Origin of the sequence: Sciscionella marina DSM 45152 (assembly GCF_000379465.1) — a bacterium.
GTDB classification, from domain to species: Bacteria; Actinomycetota; Actinomycetes; order Mycobacteriales; family Pseudonocardiaceae; genus Sciscionella; species Sciscionella marina.
In genome coordinates this window covers 225,543-240,882 of the sequence record NZ_KB905447.1, presented here as the reverse complement: position 1 = coordinate 240,882, position 15,340 = coordinate 225,543, and the positions used below count along the sequence as shown (strand labels likewise).

Sequence of the window (15,340 nt, the reverse complement as noted above, 5' to 3'; positions counted from 1 at the left end):
TCCTAAGCGGTGGACTGTCCGGCCTTCGCGCGCTCGGCTCGGTCCAGTGCCCGGGACAGTGCGAGAATCGCCCGCACATCGCTGTCCATTCCGGTGCCCTCGGGTGGTGCGATGACCGATGGGGCGGCGAGGTGCCCGTCCGGGGCGCAGCGGTCCAGCGCTTCATGTTCCAGCGCCTCGCGGATCAGACTCGCCTGCCGGGCGGGGGAGTCGCTTGCGCGCACCGGGGTGGCCATGTACGGACTCAGACACACCAATCCGTCGCGGCATTCGATGACCCGCCGGTAATAACGCAGCCGCATGTGCCGTAGCCGCAGCCGTTCCCTGGCCGGACCGGACGGCGGGAACAGCGCGATGGTGGGGAACTGCCGATAGAGCACCGTCCACAGCGGACCCAGCTGGGCGTAGTGACGCCGCGCCTCGACCCACATCCGCGCCTTGGCGATACCGGTTCGGGCGCCGGGATAGCCGACTCCGAGGAAGAAGACCCCGACTCCGATCGCCAGCAGCGGCGAGGTCCACACGGAGGTGCCCGGGACGAGGGACGTGCGCAGGAGCAGCCGTCCGCCGGTGGAGAGCACCCGCGGCAGATGCGTACCGAGGCAGCAGATGACCAGTCCCACGGCAGCGACGCGGAGCCCGAGCCTTGTCGGTGGCGTGACCGATACCGCAGCCGCGGACCAGGCGAGGCAGGCGCCGTACGCGGTCGCGTAGGCCATGTAGAGGTTCCCGATCAGGTGGAAGGCGAGCACCCCTGCGGGGCCCGCGGTCTCGGTGTAGTCGCCGTAGTTCGCCCCACCGGTCAGCGCCGTGCCGAAGAAGATCACGGTCAGGGCTGCGCTGACCGCGAGCGCCACGCCGAGCTCGACATAGCCGCGCGCCCCGGAAGTCGGCGAGGCGCGCACCGACCGCAAGAGTCCGAGCAGTAACGCGAAGAAGAGGGTCAGCAGGACGAACTCGATCAGTACCGGGGCCTGCCGGGGGAAACTTCCGGCGAGGACGGGAATGCTGACCATGAGCTGCGCGGTGAGCGCGGCCACGACCAGGACCGTGCAGATGGTGACGATCAACAGGCCGCGATCCCTTGGCATGCGCGCCAGCTGCGAACCCTTCCACACCGCGGCGGCGAGGGCCGCGCACCACATGATGAGGGCGGCCACCATCTACAGCCACCCCTGGTGATCGTCGAACGCACCGCTGACCGGATCCGCCCGGTGTTTGCGCCTGGTGTCGAGCCGGTCGAGCAGGACCGCCCATTCCTTGATCACGGTCGCGACCATCTCGGCCTCGCGTTCGGCGACCGCGTCATACCCTTCGCGGCGCAACGCCCGCAACACCACCTCGATGGGGATGTCGGGAAAGATCTGCGCCCAGATGTCATCATCGTCCTCATCGCTGCCGTGGTCGCTGAGGATGTGGCCCAGCTCGTGCAGGATGATGTGTTCCTGGTGCGCGGGAGTCGTATCACGCTGGTAGAGGACGTAGTCCTCCTCGGCAGTCCCGATCCACAGGCCGAACGCGCCCGGAGTCGGCAGGGGATAGGGCATCAGCCGGATCGGGCGCCCGCGGTGTTCGGCCAGCCGGGCGCACAGCAGCGGAACATCGAGCGGCGCCCCGATCTCGAGTTCCCGCAGCAACTGCTTGACGCCCTGCCGCAGCTGCAGATCGTTGCGCCAGCGCCGCCCGCTGTCCGCCCGCACGGGATCACTCGGCGAGGAGTCGCCGTACCGCCTCCGCGGTACCCCGCGGATGACTGCTCGGTGCCATGTGGCCACCCGGTACCTCGGTGAACGTGCCGTCCAGCTCCTTCGCGAGCTGCTGCGCGCACCGGTACTCCCAGCGGCTCGCCCCCTCACTGCCGCCGGTCGGCCGGACGGTCACCGGCACCGCGGCGAGCTGCTCGGCGCGCAGTGCCGAGGCCCGCACAGCCGGGAAATCGTGCGCGAAGAAGAACTCCAGGTTGGCGTTCGGGTCCCCGGCGGGTTTTCCCGGCCGGGCGCCCTCCTCGGGTTCGCCCTGGTGTGCGGAGATGGTCACCATGTGCCGGATCGCGCCACGGACATCGGTACGGGCCAATTCGGCGACGGTGTCCAGTTCCGCCTCGCGGTCCTGCTCACGCAGCACGCTGGACAGCGGCGGCTCGTGGGCGATCACGGTCGCCACCCGCCCGGGATGTTCGGCGGCCAGGTGCAGTGCGATCACCGCGCCGATGCTGGATCCGAGAACCCGGGCGGGCCGATCGGTGCAGGCTTCCAGCAACCGGGCCGCGTCCTCGGCGTGCTGGGGCATCGTGACCGGCACGTCCCCCGCGGCGGTCGAGCGCGAGATCCCGCGGCGGTCATAGCTGATCACCTGGTACCGCTCGGCGAGCTCGGCGGCCAGTTGTGCCGTGGCGGCGGCGTCGCTGATCCCACCCTGGATCAGCAAGAGCGGATCGCCCTGCCCCCGAACCTCGTAGTACAGCTGGGCGCCACGCACATCCACGGTTCCCGACCGCACTTCACTCACGGGCCTCTCCTCGGTCTCGGCTGGCCTGGAAATCGATGTATTCGAGTACGGAGCGCAGGCCTTCGGGGGAGAGCTGACTGGCCCGGGTGGCCAGTCGGTCGACCTTCTCCGCCCCCAGCTTGGCCAGCAGCTCGTACTGGCGGTTCAGCTCCTGCCCCTTCGCGGAAGAACTGAAGTACTCCAACGGAACCTCGAAGAAGCCGGCGATCCTTTCTACCAGTGTGTAGCCCGGATCGTACTTGCCGTTGAGCAATTCGTAGAGGTATCCGCGCGAAATTCCCACGGCCGCCGCGACCTCCGCCTTACCGTATTTGGTGCCGTCCTCGCGCCGTACGCTTGCAAAGAGACGCTGAAGTCTGGTGGCGAAGGCGTTCTCCGATCCCTGTTCCCCGGCCATCCGCTTACCCCTCTCTCACGCGCACGGGCGTCGTGCGACCCATACGCGATACCTCGCATGTACGGCATACTTGACATTCAGTCAAGTACACCCTACGTTAATCGAGCGGTGTCAAGTATACCAGTCAGATTGACGGTATTCCTTCGCGCGGACCGGCGCCCCTGCTGGTCCGTCAGTGCCGGTGACAGTCGCCGGCGCGGATGTCCCGATCGGTACGTGGGAGCGGGACACCGACCGAAGACGCCGGTGCCGACCTGATGGGGGTGATCGGCACCGGCGTCTTCGGCGTGCTGCTCAGCCTTCGGCCCGGTAGCTGGGCACGCCGGCCAGGAAGGTCGCGCGGATCGGGATCTCGCGCAGTCCCCGCGGATCGAGCTCGGCGGGATCGACCGAGGTGAGCACGAGGTCGGCGGGGTCCCCTTCGCGGATCGCGGTGCGCCCGCCCGCCGCCGCGGCCAGTGCCACCGGAAGCGGCAGGCACTGCTCCGGATGCCACGGCGGCCGTTCGTCATCGGTCCTGGTGACCGCCGAGGCGATCGCATCCCAAGGGTCGAGCGGGGCGACCGGAGCGTCGGAGCTGAACTCCAGCCGGGCGCCCGCACGGTGTAGCGCCGCGTAGGGGTAGGCATGCGCGGTCCGACCCGCCCAGTACCGCTCGGCCACATCCCGGTCGTCCGGACAGTGCCCCGGCTGCACGCTCGCCGTCACCCCGAGCCGCGCGAACCGCGCCAGGTCCGCCTCGGCGACCAGCTGAGCGTGTTCGATCCGCCCGCCGCTCCCGCAGCGCTCGAAGGCGTCCAGGGCGATCCGGGTGGCGGCGTCCCCGATGGCGTGCAGCGCGGGGGTGATGCCCGCGGTTACCGCGCGATGCACGAGCGGTTCCAGTTCGTCCGGCGGCGTGACCAGTTCGCCGGTGCTCTCTGTTCCCGGGTACCGCTCGAGGCAGAACGCGGTCCTGGTGTTCAGCGAACCGTCCACGAACAGCTTGTACGGGCCGACGGTGAGCAGTTCGGCGATCGGCATCCCGGTGCGGTGTCCGCGCTCGATCGCCTGCTCGAGCAGGTACCTGGCGAGCACGCATCGCACCCGGGTGCCCGGCGGGCGGATCTCCAGGCGCCGGGTCCAGTCGGCCACCGTATCGGTGAACTCGTAGTCGCTGATCGCGGTGACCCCGCGCGTGGCAGCGGCCTCCGTGGCCTCCAGTACCCACTTGTCGGTGACCATGAGTGCGGGCCGGGGCAGTTCCGCGGTGATCCGCATGCATTCGTCCTCGACGAACACCCCGCTCGGATGGTCCCTGCCGAGCAGCCGCAGGGCGGGGGAGTTGCACCAGAGGGTGTGCAGATCCCTGCTCAACAGCACGGCGGGCTGATCGCCGACGACCACGTCTAGGGTGCTCTTGTGCGGGCTGTCCGGCCACAGACCGTCGGTGAACCCGGCGCCGAGCAGTAGCTCACCGTCCGGCGGCCCCGCGGTCATCAGCTGCGCCGCTGCGTCCGCCGAAGCGGCGCCGGACAGGTCGATCCGCCTGCGGAACTGCGCCCACTGCAACAGATGCGCGTGCCCGTCGACGAGCCCGGGGAGCAGGGTGCCGCCCTCGAACACCTCGGCGCCCTCTGCCCCGGCACCGGGTTCCTCGATCGCGGCGATCCGCCCATCGGCCAGTCGCACATCCGCGACCGCCCCCTCGCTTCCGACTCGCACACCGCGCAGCAGCACCGCATCGCCCACCTCGTGCACCACCTCTCTTGCCGGACATACCGGCTGGTCGGTACCGTGTCCGTCCATGACAGAGGACACCGCGTCCGCGCTGCCCGGACTTGATCTTGCCGCACTCCGTGGATACCTGGATACCGCGCGACCGGGCCTGTTCACCGGGGAACTTTCCGGGCACCTGATCGCGGGCGGGCGGTCGAACCTGACGTACGTGGTCACCGATGGGCAGCGGGAGCTGGTGCTGCGCCGTCCGCCGCTGTCCCATGTGCTGGCGACCGCGCACGATATGGGCCGCGAGTTCCGGGTGCTGAGCGCCCTCGAAACGACCCTGGTTCCGGTGCCGCACACCGAACTGTTGTGCACCGAGGCCGAGGTGCTGGGTGCGCCCTTCTATCTCATGCAGCGGGTCGACGGGGTGGCGATGCGCTCCCTCGAGGACGCCGCATGGATGTCCGACGAACAGGCCCGCGCGGTTTCCCTGCGCCTGGTCGAGGTGCTGGCGGAGTTACATGCCATCGATCCGGACCGGGTCGGTCTCGGCGAATTCGGCAAACCCGACGGCTATCTGCGCCGCCAGCTCGACCGGTTCGGCAAGCAGCTCGAGTCCTCCCGCAGCCGGGAACTGCCGGGCATCGAGGAACTGGCTTCCTGGCTGCGCGCCAACCTTCCCGAATCACGCAGGGCCGCGATCGTGCACGGCGACTACCGCCTGGACAACGCACTGGTGCGGGCGGATCCGCTGGAGATCACCGCCGTGCTCGACTGGGAGATGGCCACCCTCGGCGATCCGCTCGCCGATCTCGGCCTGCTGTACGTCTACTGGACGGGGACGGGGGAGTCGGACAACTCGGCGGACCCGATCACCGGCGGACTGACCAAGCGCTCGGGGTTTCCCACCTTCGCCGAGCTCGCCGAGCACTACGCGCGCTATTCCGGCACCGATATCGGCGAACTGCACTGGTACGTGGCGCTCGGCTGCTACAAGCTCGCGGTGATCCTCGAAGGCATCCACTACCGGTTCAGTACCGGCGGCACCGTCGGCGCCGGCTTCGAACAGATGGGGGACATCGTGCTGCGGCTCATCGAGAACGGGCTCGCGGCGCGCACCGGCGAGCACTGAGCCCGGTCTCGAATGCGGCCCGCTCAGGCGTGGCCGTGGTGGTGTGCGTGTGCCACGGCATGCCCCTTGCCCCGGCTGATCATCCAGCGGTTGACCGGGGTCGTGATGAGGAAGGCGAGCACGAGCGAACCGGCCAGGGACGACCAGAACAGCGCGGTGAGCAGGCCCGCGCTCATCGCCCCGGGAACGATCACCATGAACAGGTTGTCGATCAGCTCCATCACCAGGATCGAGACCGTGTCCGCGGCGAGTGCGATGCGCAGTGCCTGGCGCAGGCTCAGGCCGCTGCGCCGGACCCCGCGCATGGTCAGGGCGTAGCCGAACACGAAGGCGAGGGCGACCGAGAGCACGATCGTCGCACCGTTGCTCAGCCCGGCCGCGGTACCGATAACCATGCCGCCGACCTCACCGATGGCGCAGCCGGTGAGGCAGTGCAGGGTGGCCTGTGCGGCGCTCTTCCAGGATGTGTTCTGCCAAGTGGCGGAAACCTCGGGCATAACGACCTCCTTCGATCTCGTCAATATACCCTTAGGGGGTATAGGTATGACAGCTTCGTGATCGAGGTCTCCGGAGGTTGCCGGAAGCCCGGTCCCGCTCAGGGCATCGTGATGACGACCTTTCCCGAAGCATGCCCGTTCTCGACGGTCGCGAGGGCGGCCGCAGCGGCGGAGGGTGGATGGACCGCCGTGATCACCGGCGCGAGGGCACCGTCCAGCGCCAGTCGGGCGGACCGCTCGAGGCTCTCGCGGTCCAGGTGACGCTCGATGAAACGCCCACGCCCGCATCGCCGGGGTTTCCACGCACGGCAGCACGATCGCGATCATCCGGCTGGACAGACCCGCGTCGAACAACTGCCGGATCAGCCGGACGCGTTGCATCCCGGCCGCGGAATAGTGCCGTTGCCCCGTTTCCGAGCGTGAGCTGGTCAGCAGGTCCTGCTCTTCGTAGTACCGCAGCGAGCGCGGGCTCACCCCGGTGCGCTTGGACAGTTCGCCGATCCGCATGGCCGGAAGCTCACGCTCGGCCTACCGTTCGGCCGGTGCGGTGAACGTCGCGGAGGCGACCAGATGGGCCGGATCGGAGGCCAGGGACTCGCCCGCGTGGTCGTAGAGCTGGGTTGTCTCCGGCGAGGCGTGACCGAGCGCGTGCTGGCGCCCCTCAAGGGAGGCGCCGCGCAGCCGGGCGATCGTGTTGAAGGCGTGCCGCGCCGAGTGCGGGCTGATCTCGTGTGGCTGTGGCACATTCGCGGCCGCGGCAAGGGTTTTCACCAGGGTGCCCACCTGGGCGCGGGTGATGCGGTCACCGTCCCGGTCGACGAGCAGCGCCCGCTGGTGCGGTGCCGCGATCCGTTCGGCGAGCCAGCTGTCGAGCAGGGGAGCGAGCTGCAGTGGGACGGGCCGGTAGCGCAGTTTGCCGCCCTTCATGTGCAGTTCGATCACCCGCCATTCGGTGCCGGTGCCGTCCACCCGGTAGCCGAGATGCCCGAGGTCCGCGTTGCAGATCTCCGAAACCCGCGCGCCGAGGTCCACCAGCAGGTGCATGGTCAGCTGGGCGCACCCCGGCGGCCAGGTGCGCGGGGCCTTGCCCGGGGCGAGCCGGCACAGGTCCGCAGCCTGCTGCTCGGTGAGCGGGCGGGTCCTGGACTGCTTTCGCTCTACTCTGGGGCGCCCGGCCCCGGCGGCGGGCTGATAGTGCATCGCCCCGGCACGGTTCAGGTAGGTGTAGAAGCTCGAGATCGCGTTCACCGCACGGGCGATCGTGCGATCCGAACGAACCCTGCCGGTGCGCTCGCTCGGGGTCTGCTTGAGCCAGGTGCTGAACACATTGACCTCGGGCAGCCCCAGGGTGAGCGGGTCCAGTTCGTTCCGGTCGCACCACTGCAGGAAAGTCCGCAGGTCACGGCGATAGGCCTCGGCGGTGTTCGCCCCGAATCGCGGATCCGCCAGGAAGGACACCACGAGCTGATCGAGGCGATACCCGGTGGGCGCCAGGTAGACCTCCACCGGCCGTGGGGGTTCCGTTGCCGGTCCGGGCCGGAACGGCAGATCGGTCATCGGCGCGGCCTCCCCGTCTTGGACAAACGTACCGGAGATCTTCACTCTTGGATCGGCATCATAGCGGACCGTTAGCGCTAGTGGTCCGACTATTGGAGTGCGATGAACGAGTCGTCTGTCTGGTCCGTTCGATAAGAATCCTAACCAATTGATTATGAACACTCTTCAACGCAACCGACGCAGATTTCTGTCATGGTCCGTCAACGGTTTCAGAACAGCATGCTCGAATACAGTGTCATACCGGAATGTCTGTTCATGAACTGTTGATGCATCGGCTTTACAATAACCAGGACGTAGCTATTTGAAGTTTTAAACCTCTATTTTGACAATAGACTAGTAGCACTTCAAGATTCTTCTGATGGCGTTACCATAAATGCCGCAGCGTGATCGTTGTATCGTTTTTCTGGTGTGTAGAGACATGTGTCTGACAGGTGCATCTGGTCCGTGTCATCCTTTAGGTCCGTTATGAGGAGGTCTGGTCTGGTAACCACATAACCGGGATTATGCAGTAAACGGACCAGAAGGTCGAGCTATGAGGCGAAAAGTCTGTCACGGACTTCTCGGCCGTCGAGTAGTACGATCCGACCATGCCTACCGGAGTCACGCGCCAGAAGATCGCCCCTCGGGAACTGACCTCCACGGAGCTGAAGAGCCAGCAGATGGATGTGTGGGACGACGCCCGAGCAGGGCATGTCACGTTCATCGTCCGCGGCGCGAACCGCCGTCCGGTCGCCGCGATCGTGCCCGTCGAAGTGGGCTACGCCTGCGAGCAGCAGGAGGAACTTTCCGGGCACGAGCGTGCCCGGATCGCGGCCGCCGTCGAACAGGCCCAGTCGGAGATCAGCGGGACCCTGGAACGGCTCGCCGCCGAGGTCGCGGACACCGCGGACGTCGCGGGCGTCGCGGGCACCGAGGTGAGCCAGCTCTCCCCGCCTGCTCATTGACCTCGACCACACTTGAGGAACCAGGCTTCCGGGTATGGATGCCGTGTGGTTGCGGGAGTTCGGGCCCGCCGAGATGCTGCGGATCGGAACCGCCCAGGATCCGGTCCCGGAGACCGGACAGGTCGTGGTTCGGGTGTCGTTCGCGAACATCACCTTCGTGGAGACCGTCACCAGAGCGGGGCAGGCGATCGGGCCGTTCGCGGGGCTGCGGCCGCCGTTCGTTCCGGGTAACGGGGTCGGCGGGATCGTCACGCGGCTCGGACCGGGAGCCGATCCCGATTGGCTCGGCTCCCGCGTGGTCACCGCGACCGGGGGAACGGGCGGGTACGCGGAGGAGGTCGCGGTCTCCGCCGCGGGGCTGATCCCGGTACCGGACGGGCTCGGTCTGGACGAGGCGACCGCACTGCTCGCGGACGGGCGCACCGCGAACTATGTGGCGCGTGAAGCGGGCATCCGGAAAGGGGAACGGGTGCTCGTGCTCGCCGCGGCCGGCGGGGTGGGCCACCTGCTGGTCCAGCTGGCCGCGGAGGCGGGCGCGCAAGTGATCGCCGCCGCGGGAGGCCCGGAGAAGCTCGCCATGGCAGGGGAACTCGGTGCCGCGCATGGCGTGGACTACCGTGAGCCCGGCTGGGCCGGCGGGATCGGGCCGGTGGATGTGGTGTTCGACGGGGTCGGCGGGGAACTCGGCGAGGCCGCCTTCACCGCGCTCGGTGAAGGCGGCCGGTTCGTGCCGTACGGCGGATCCAGTGGCCGCCCCGCGGAGGTGCCCGAGGACGCCGGGCCGACCGTGTTGTCCTGGAAAGTGCCCGATCCGGACGATATGCGCGCCCTCACCCGGGCGGCGCTGCGGCAGGCGGCCGCCGGAGTGCTGCATCCGGTGATCGGGCAGCGGTTCGCCCTCGCCGAGGCCGCGAAGGCGCATACGGCGATCGAATCCCGTGCCACGACCGGGAAGACGCTGCTGGTCGTCGGCTGACCGGGGCGGCCGTGCTCAGCCGACTGTCACCCCGCCTTCGGTGGAGTCGGTGGAGCGGCTGAGTTCCTCCCAGGTGTCGATGTCCTCCTGGACGCGCCGGCGCCCGGCGGTGACCAGGCGCAGTGCGTCCGAGCCGAGCAGGAGATGCACGGGCGGCTTTTCCACGTCCAGAAGCGTGAGGATGGCCTCGCCCGCACGGTCGGGGTCACCGATGCCCTGACCCGCGAGGGCCTGGCGGCGGGAGCGGATCGGGTCGAACAGTTCGTCGTAGTCGGCGATACTGCGTGGTGCGCGGACCAGCGACCTGCCCGCCCAGTCGGTCTTGAACGCGCCGGGAGCCACGGCGGTGACCCGCACGCCGAACTGGGCGACCTCCTGGGCGAGGGTGTCGGTGATGCCTTCCATGGCGTGTTTGCTGCCCTCGTAGAAGGCGAGCCCGGGGAAGGTGGTGTGCCCGCCCATCGAGGTGATGACGAAGATCTGGCCCTCCCGCCGTTCCCGCATGCCGGGCAGAACCGCTTTGAGGGTCGCGACCGTGCCGAATACGTTGATCTCGAACTGGTGGCGCAGCTCGGCCATCGAGGACTCTTCGAAGGTGCCTTCGAGCCCGTAGCCCGCGTTGGCCACGAGCACGTCGATCTGTCCCAGTTCCGCTTCGGCGGCCCGCACCGTGGTCTCGATCCGGTCCGTATCGGACAGGTCGAGGATGAAGGCGCGGGCTCGGTCGGGATCCAGCGCCCGGAATTCGGCGGCATGCTGCTCGGTGCGCACGGTGCCGGCGACCCGGTGCCCGGCTGCCAGGGCTCGGCGGGCGATCGCCAGTCCGAGGCCGGTGCTGACGCCGGTGATCAGGAATGTCTTGCTCACTACGGGTTCCTTTCGTGGATGGGTGTCCGGCCGCAGGGCGTGCGTGGGCACGGCGGCATCGACCCCGCGGATACGGCGGGGCCGGGTCCGGGTGGTGTCGGTGTGTCCGGTGAGCGTCAGGACTCGGCGGCGGTGTCCCCCGTGGTGGCCGGCTCGCTGCCCCAGCTGGCCAGCAGCCGCAGGCGTTCCTGAGATGGCGAGCCGGACGGTGCGCTGTAGACGACCAGCGACTGGCCCGGATCGGCGACCGAGGTGAAGATCTCGTACTGCAGTTCCAGGTCACCGGCGACAGGGTGGCGGAGGTGTTTGAGGCCGGTGCTGCGTTCCTGGACGCGGTGTTCCGACCACCAGGCCGGGAACTCGGGGGAGCGCATCATCAGCTCACCGATCAGGTTGGCGATGTGCTGGTTTCGCGGCTGTGCGGCGGCGGCCAGCCGTAAGCCGTGCACGTAGTCGCGGGCGACCCGTTCCCAGTCGCGCCACACCAGGCGAGCGCGCGGATCCAGCAGCGTCCAGCGCGCCATGCTGCGTTCCCGGCGCGGCATGGCGGCCACATCGGGAAACAGCAAGGCCCACAACGTGTTCCCGCCGAGGACGGTGAGGTTCCGGTCGTTGACGAAGGCGGGAGCCAGATCCATCGAGTCCAGCACCTGGCGCAGCGCCGGTCGCAGCCGTGCCGGGTGCTCGGACCGGTCCTTGCGCCCGGCGGCGCCGCCCGCGAGCGCGAACAGGTGCCGCCGCTCGATGTCGTCGAACCGCAGTGCTTCGGCGAGGGCATGCAGCACCTGTTCGGAGGGCTGCCGGGCGCGGCCCTGCTCCAGGCGGGTGTAGTACTCGGTACTCACCCCGGCCAGCTGCGCGACCTCACTGCGCCGCAGACCGGTGACCCGGCGACCGGTGCCGAACTCGACCGGCAGACCGACCTCGTCCGGTGTCAGTCCCGCACGGCGGGCCCGCAGGAATCCGGCCAAGTCGTTGTTGCCCATGATTGAAGTCTGCTCTCCGCGGAGTCGCTCACCAAGGGCCTGGCTGGCCCTGCCAGTACTACACAGCGGGTCGTGCGAACAGGTCGTGATCGCGATCTTCGTCTCGCAGGCCGGGCCCGCACTGGGGTTGGGGCGGTACCGAAGTACTCGGTGCTGACGCTGGCGGCGCGATCGCTGTCGCTCGGGGACGGCCGAAGGGGTGCACCTCCGATCGCCTGCCTATGCCGTCAGGGCCGGTTCGATCGTGAGTGTTCCCGCGCGGGGATCCAGGACCGTGGGCGTGCCGAGCGGCACGGTGTGCTGCCCCGGTGCGTGCCCGAATTCGAGTCCCCACAGCATCGGCAGGCCCAGCGGTTCGAGCACCGAGCACACCGCCGCCCGCACCGCGGCCGGTTCACCACAGTTGTGCAGGCTGCCGATCCCGATCCCGGCCACCGAGTCGAACCAGCCGGACTGCACGAGCTGGGTGAGGATGCGATCGAGCCGGTAGGGGGATTCGGTCACGTCCTCGAGCAGGGCGATCGAACCGGGGCGCGGACGCACCTGCAGCGGGGTGCCCACGGTGGAGACGAGCAGGCTCGCGGTGCCGCCGACCGTGCTCCCGCGCACCGGCCGGACGGGGCCGATCGGCGCGCCATGCAGCACGACCGGAGCCGGTTCGAACAGCGCACGGCGCAGGTGTTCACGCACCTCGGGTTCGGTGCGGAACGCGTCGGTGACCGGCATCGGCGCGAACAGGCTGGCGAACCCGAACCGGGCGGCGAGGTGCTCGTGCAGCAGGGTGGCGTCGCTGGACCCGATCAGCAAGCGGTTCCCCGCCGCCCGCAGCGCGGTCAGGTCGAGCGCGGTCGCCATCCGCTGGCCGCCGTAGCCGCCCCGCGCACAGCACACGGCGCGGATGTCCGGCCGGGTCCACAGCTCGTGCAGATCCCGCGCCCGCTCGGCGTCGGTGCCCGCCAGATAGCCGAGCTCGGCGTGCCGCGTGTTCAGGTGCGCGCCCAGCACGACCTCCAGGCCCCAGGACCGCAGGTGTGCCACGCCTTCCGCGAGCTGTCCCGGCGGCAGCGGTCCGGAGGGGGCGACGAGCCCGATCCGGTCACCGGCGCGCAACCGCGGCAGGCGCGTGCTCACTTCCGCAGCTCGATCGGTTCCACGGCGGGCGGGACGAAACCGAACACCTGGCCGTAGAAGGACAGTTCGGCACACATCGCGGTGATGATGTTGGCGGCCTTGCGGAAACCGTGCTGTTCCCCGGCGAACTCCAGATAGGCGTGCGGGATCCCGGTGCCGCCGAGCGCCGCGCTGAACGCCCGCGCCTGTTCCGGTGGGCAGATCGCGTCCTCGTCGCCCTGCAGCACCAGCACCGGATCGCGGACCTCTCCGACGTGGGTGATCGGCGAACGGTCCCGGTAACGCTGCTCGTGCCCGGGGAGCGCGCCGACGAGCGAGTGCAGGTACTGCGACTCGAAGTCGTGGGTGTCTCCTTCGGCGAAGCGCAGCATGTCGATCACCGGGAAGCGCACGGTCGCCGCATGGTAGGTGCCGGTGGTCGCGATCGCGTGCGCCGCGCTGTATCCGCCCGCCGAACCACCGCGGATCGCCAACCGGCCCGGATCGGCGGTGCCCTCCCGGCCGAGCGCCGCGACGACAGTGGCGCAATCGGCGAGGTCGACAACGCCCCACTGTCCCTCCAGCCGCTCCCGGAACGCCCGGCCGTGGCCCGTGGAGCCGCCGTGGTTGACCGCGACCACGCCGATACCCCTGCTGGTGAGGTAGGCGAACTCCAGCGAGAGCACCGGAGCCACCGCACCGGTCGGCCCGCCGTGCACGTGCACCACGAACGGCGGAAGTTCCCCCTCGGGGGCGGTGAACCCGGGATTGGCCGGTGGGAAGACGATCGCCGGGATCTCGTTGCCCGCCTCGTCGGTAAACGTCCGGGACTCGGGTGTTGGCAGATAGGCGGGGTCGGGGAGATCGGCCGGTTGCCCGGTGAGCTCGGTGTAGCCGCCGCGTTCGAGATCCACCGCCACGAGCGCGGACTTGCGTGCGGGCCCGGCCGCGGTCGCGTAGAGGGTTCCGTTGCGCACCGCGAGCATCGCGGAGAACACCGGAATGTCCGCGAGGCCCCCGATCTCGGTGATCCCGTCTTCCCCGACGAGCACCGGAGTACCACCGCGCAGCAGCACGAAGCGTCCGCCGCCGAGCTGGGCGAACCATTGACTGCCCGCGACCCAGAGCGCACCGCCGCATTCGGCATCCAGTGGGGCGAGGTTGCCCGGTTGCCCGCTCAGCGGCACCCGGTACAGGTTCCACCAGCCGGTCGGATCGGTGAGCGCGACCAGATTGTCCGAGTCCTCCCATTCGAACTGGCACACCGCTTCCCGCGGACCGCCGGCGAGCACCCGGTGCTCACCCGCCGTCCCGTCCGCGCGCATCTCGGCCACGCACAGCTCGGTGCCGTTCCACGGCATGGCAGGGTGATCCCAGCCGAGCCAGGCCAGGTGGCGGCCATCCGGGGAGACCTTGGCGACCGAGAGGAAATGGTGGGTGGCGAGCACCGTGCGCGGTTCGCCACCGTCCAGCGGTACCGCCACCACATCGCGGGTGACATCGGTCGGCCGGTCCCCGGTCACGGTTTCCCGGACACACCACACCGAACCGTCCGGGCCGGGGTGCAGATCGGTGTACCGCGCCCCGTGCGGGCGTCCCGGCTCCGCGGTGATCGGGCGTGGCTGCCCGGCCGAGTCCTCGAGTGCGTACAGCCGCTGGTCGTCCCAGTTGGTGAACACGATCGCCCCGGGAACGCTCGTCCAGGGGCGGCCACCGTACTCGTGCACCCGGTTGCGCACGTTCCACGGAGTGGCCAGCAGCTCGACCGGCCCGCCCGCGCCGTGCGCGAACAACCCGACCCGGCCGCCTTCCTCGGGCAGCGCCTGCGCGTACACCAGCCGGTCACCGTGCCAGGCGGGCCACGACGGCCGGTTGTCGGCCTCGGCGACGAGTTCGGCGGTGATCGGGGAGGTCCATGCGCCGTACGGGCGTTCGGTTCGGGTCATGTCCGCGCACATTAGTAGAGGCCCCGGACCCGCCCGGATGCTGCGCCGAGTTCGCTGTACGCGAACACACCCCGGTATGCGCAGGGCCGAGGCGGGTGGCCGATGCCGCACAGCACGCGCATGACCTAGGGTCGATGGTGTCATGTCTCGAGTCATTCACGTATTCCGCGAACCCGACCGGTTCGTGGCGGGCACGGTGGGCCAGCCAGGAGAGCGGTCGTTTTACCTGCAGGCGAGCGAGCAGGCGCGCACGGTGAGCGTGTCCCTGGAGAAACAGCAGGTGTCGGTGCTCGCCGAACGCCTGGGCTCACTGCTCGAGGAGATCCAGCGGCAGTTCGGGGCCGAGGTACCCGATTCGGCCGCGGACCTGCTCGACTCCGATCCGCTCGAGGTCCCGATCGACGAGGAGTTCCGCGTCGGGACCATGGGACTCGGCTGGGATGCCGAGGCCAGTGCGGTGGTGATCGAGCTGCTGGCGGTCACCGAGGAAGAGGTCGACGAGTCCGTCGTACTCGATGACGCCGAGGAGGGCCCGGACGCGCTGCGCGTGTTCCTGACCCCGACCGCGGCACGGGCCTTCGCCGAGCGCGCCGACCGGGTGGTCAACGCGGGCCGTAAGCCCTGCCCGCTGTGCTCGGAGCCGCTGGACCCGGCCGGGCACATCTGCCCGCGGCAGAACGGGTACCGGCGCGACCTCGCCGAGTCCGAGGAGTGAG

16 protein-coding genes and 1 pseudogene are annotated in these 15,340 nt (G+C 69.3%); 4 read left to right on the top strand and 13 right to left on the bottom strand.

Features of this window, described 5'->3' with window-relative positions; all coding sequences use genetic code 11:
• Window positions 1–2: 2 nt before the first annotated feature.
• From A37U_RS0138750 to A37U_RS0138730, 5 genes are all read right to left on the bottom strand, one after another.
• Window positions 3–1,163 carry an MAB_1171c family putative transporter gene (locus A37U_RS0138750; protein ID WP_020502034.1) on the bottom strand — a complete coding sequence of 387 codons (1,161 nt, stop codon included), beginning with the start codon at window positions 1,161–1,163 and terminating at the stop codon, window positions 3–5.
• A complete protein-coding gene (locus tag A37U_RS0138745) occupies window positions 1,164–1,700 on the bottom strand; it encodes a hypothetical protein (RefSeq protein ID WP_020502033.1) in 537 nt (178 codons plus the stop codon).
• Window positions 1,701–1,704: 4 nt separating this feature from the next.
• Window positions 1,705–2,508 (bottom strand): alpha/beta fold hydrolase, encoded by an 804-nt coding sequence (locus tag A37U_RS0138740; protein WP_020502032.1) that lies wholly within the window; start codon window positions 2,506–2,508, stop codon window positions 1,705–1,707.
• Window positions 2,501–2,905: a helix-turn-helix domain-containing protein gene (locus A37U_RS0138735; protein WP_020502031.1), complete on the bottom strand. Its 405-nt coding sequence runs from the start codon at window positions 2,903–2,905 to the stop codon at window positions 2,501–2,503. Before A37U_RS0138735 ends, A37U_RS0138740 begins: the two co-directional genes overlap by 8 nt.
• Window positions 2,906–3,199: 294 nt before the next feature.
• Entirely contained in the window at window positions 3,200–4,693 is a 1,494-nt protein-coding gene (locus A37U_RS0138730; RefSeq protein ID WP_083934231.1) for an amidohydrolase, read from the bottom strand.
• Here A37U_RS0138730 and A37U_RS0138725 point away from each other — a divergent pair.
• The gene (locus A37U_RS0138725; RefSeq protein ID WP_020502029.1) at window positions 4,692–5,741 is read left to right on the top strand and encodes a phosphotransferase family protein; all 1,050 of its coding nucleotides are present in this window, start codon (window positions 4,692–4,694) and stop codon (window positions 5,739–5,741) included. The genes A37U_RS0138730 and A37U_RS0138725 overlap by 2 nt on opposite strands.
• A gap of 23 nt (window positions 5,742–5,764) precedes the next feature.
• On the opposite strand, the gene A37U_RS0138720 is transcribed toward A37U_RS0138725, so the two are convergent.
• The 4 genes and pseudogenes from A37U_RS0138720 to A37U_RS47555 form a co-directional block, all read right to left on the bottom strand.
• On the bottom strand, window positions 5,765–6,238 hold the full coding sequence (locus A37U_RS0138720; protein WP_020502028.1) for a DUF4396 domain-containing protein: 474 nt from the start codon (window positions 6,236–6,238) through the stop codon (window positions 5,765–5,767).
• Between the two features lie 98 nt (window positions 6,239–6,336).
• The gene (locus tag A37U_RS50725; protein ID WP_276143830.1) at window positions 6,337–6,495 is read right to left on the bottom strand and encodes a zinc-binding dehydrogenase; all 159 of its coding nucleotides are present in this window, start codon (window positions 6,493–6,495) and stop codon (window positions 6,337–6,339) included.
• 64 nt (window positions 6,496–6,559) lie between these two features.
• Window positions 6,560–6,745 (bottom strand): annotated as a pseudogene (locus A37U_RS50720) (MerR family transcriptional regulator); the annotation flags it as partial.
• Between the two features lie 21 nt (window positions 6,746–6,766).
• Entirely contained in the window at window positions 6,767–7,795 is a 1,029-nt protein-coding gene (locus A37U_RS47555; protein ID WP_157183309.1) for a tyrosine-type recombinase/integrase, read from the bottom strand.
• A gap of 587 nt (window positions 7,796–8,382) precedes the next feature.
• Here A37U_RS47555 and A37U_RS0138705 point away from each other — a divergent pair.
• Together A37U_RS0138705 and A37U_RS0138700 are read left to right on the top strand one after the other, a co-directional pair.
• The gene (locus A37U_RS0138705; protein ID WP_020502025.1) at window positions 8,383–8,739 is read left to right on the top strand and encodes a hypothetical protein; all 357 of its coding nucleotides are present in this window, start codon (window positions 8,383–8,385) and stop codon (window positions 8,737–8,739) included.
• A gap of 34 nt (window positions 8,740–8,773) precedes the next feature.
• Complete coding sequence (locus A37U_RS0138700; RefSeq protein WP_020502024.1) at window positions 8,774–9,715, top strand: zinc-binding dehydrogenase; 942 nt, start codon at window positions 8,774–8,776, stop codon at window positions 9,713–9,715.
• Window positions 9,716–9,730: 15 nt separating this feature from the next.
• Here the strand turns inward: A37U_RS0138700 and A37U_RS0138695 are convergent, their stop codons facing one another.
• The 4 genes from A37U_RS0138695 to A37U_RS0138680 all read right to left on the bottom strand — a co-directional run bounded on the left by A37U_RS0138695 (window position 9,731) and on the right by A37U_RS0138680 (window position 14,624).
• Complete coding sequence (locus tag A37U_RS0138695) at window positions 9,731–10,582, bottom strand: oxidoreductase (RefSeq protein ID WP_020502023.1); 852 nt, start codon at window positions 10,580–10,582, stop codon at window positions 9,731–9,733.
• Between the two features lie 116 nt (window positions 10,583–10,698).
• The gene (locus A37U_RS0138690) at window positions 10,699–11,568 is read right to left on the bottom strand and encodes a helix-turn-helix transcriptional regulator (RefSeq protein ID WP_020502022.1); all 870 of its coding nucleotides are present in this window, start codon (window positions 11,566–11,568) and stop codon (window positions 10,699–10,701) included.
• A gap of 219 nt (window positions 11,569–11,787) precedes the next feature.
• Window positions 11,788–12,699 carry a S66 peptidase family protein gene (locus tag A37U_RS0138685; RefSeq protein ID WP_020502021.1) on the bottom strand — a complete coding sequence of 304 codons (912 nt, stop codon included), beginning with the start codon at window positions 12,697–12,699 and terminating at the stop codon, window positions 11,788–11,790.
• Window positions 12,696–14,624 (bottom strand): S9 family peptidase, encoded by a 1,929-nt coding sequence (locus A37U_RS0138680; RefSeq protein ID WP_020502020.1) that lies wholly within the window; start codon window positions 14,622–14,624, stop codon window positions 12,696–12,698. The genes A37U_RS0138685 and A37U_RS0138680 overlap by 4 nt, the downstream gene beginning before the upstream one ends.
• 142 nt (window positions 14,625–14,766) lie before the next feature.
• Between A37U_RS0138680 and A37U_RS0138675 the strand changes: the two genes are divergently transcribed.
• A complete protein-coding gene (locus tag A37U_RS0138675; RefSeq protein WP_020502019.1) occupies window positions 14,767–15,339 on the top strand; it encodes a DUF3090 domain-containing protein in 573 nt (190 codons plus the stop codon).
• Window position 15,340 lies beyond the last annotated feature (1 nt).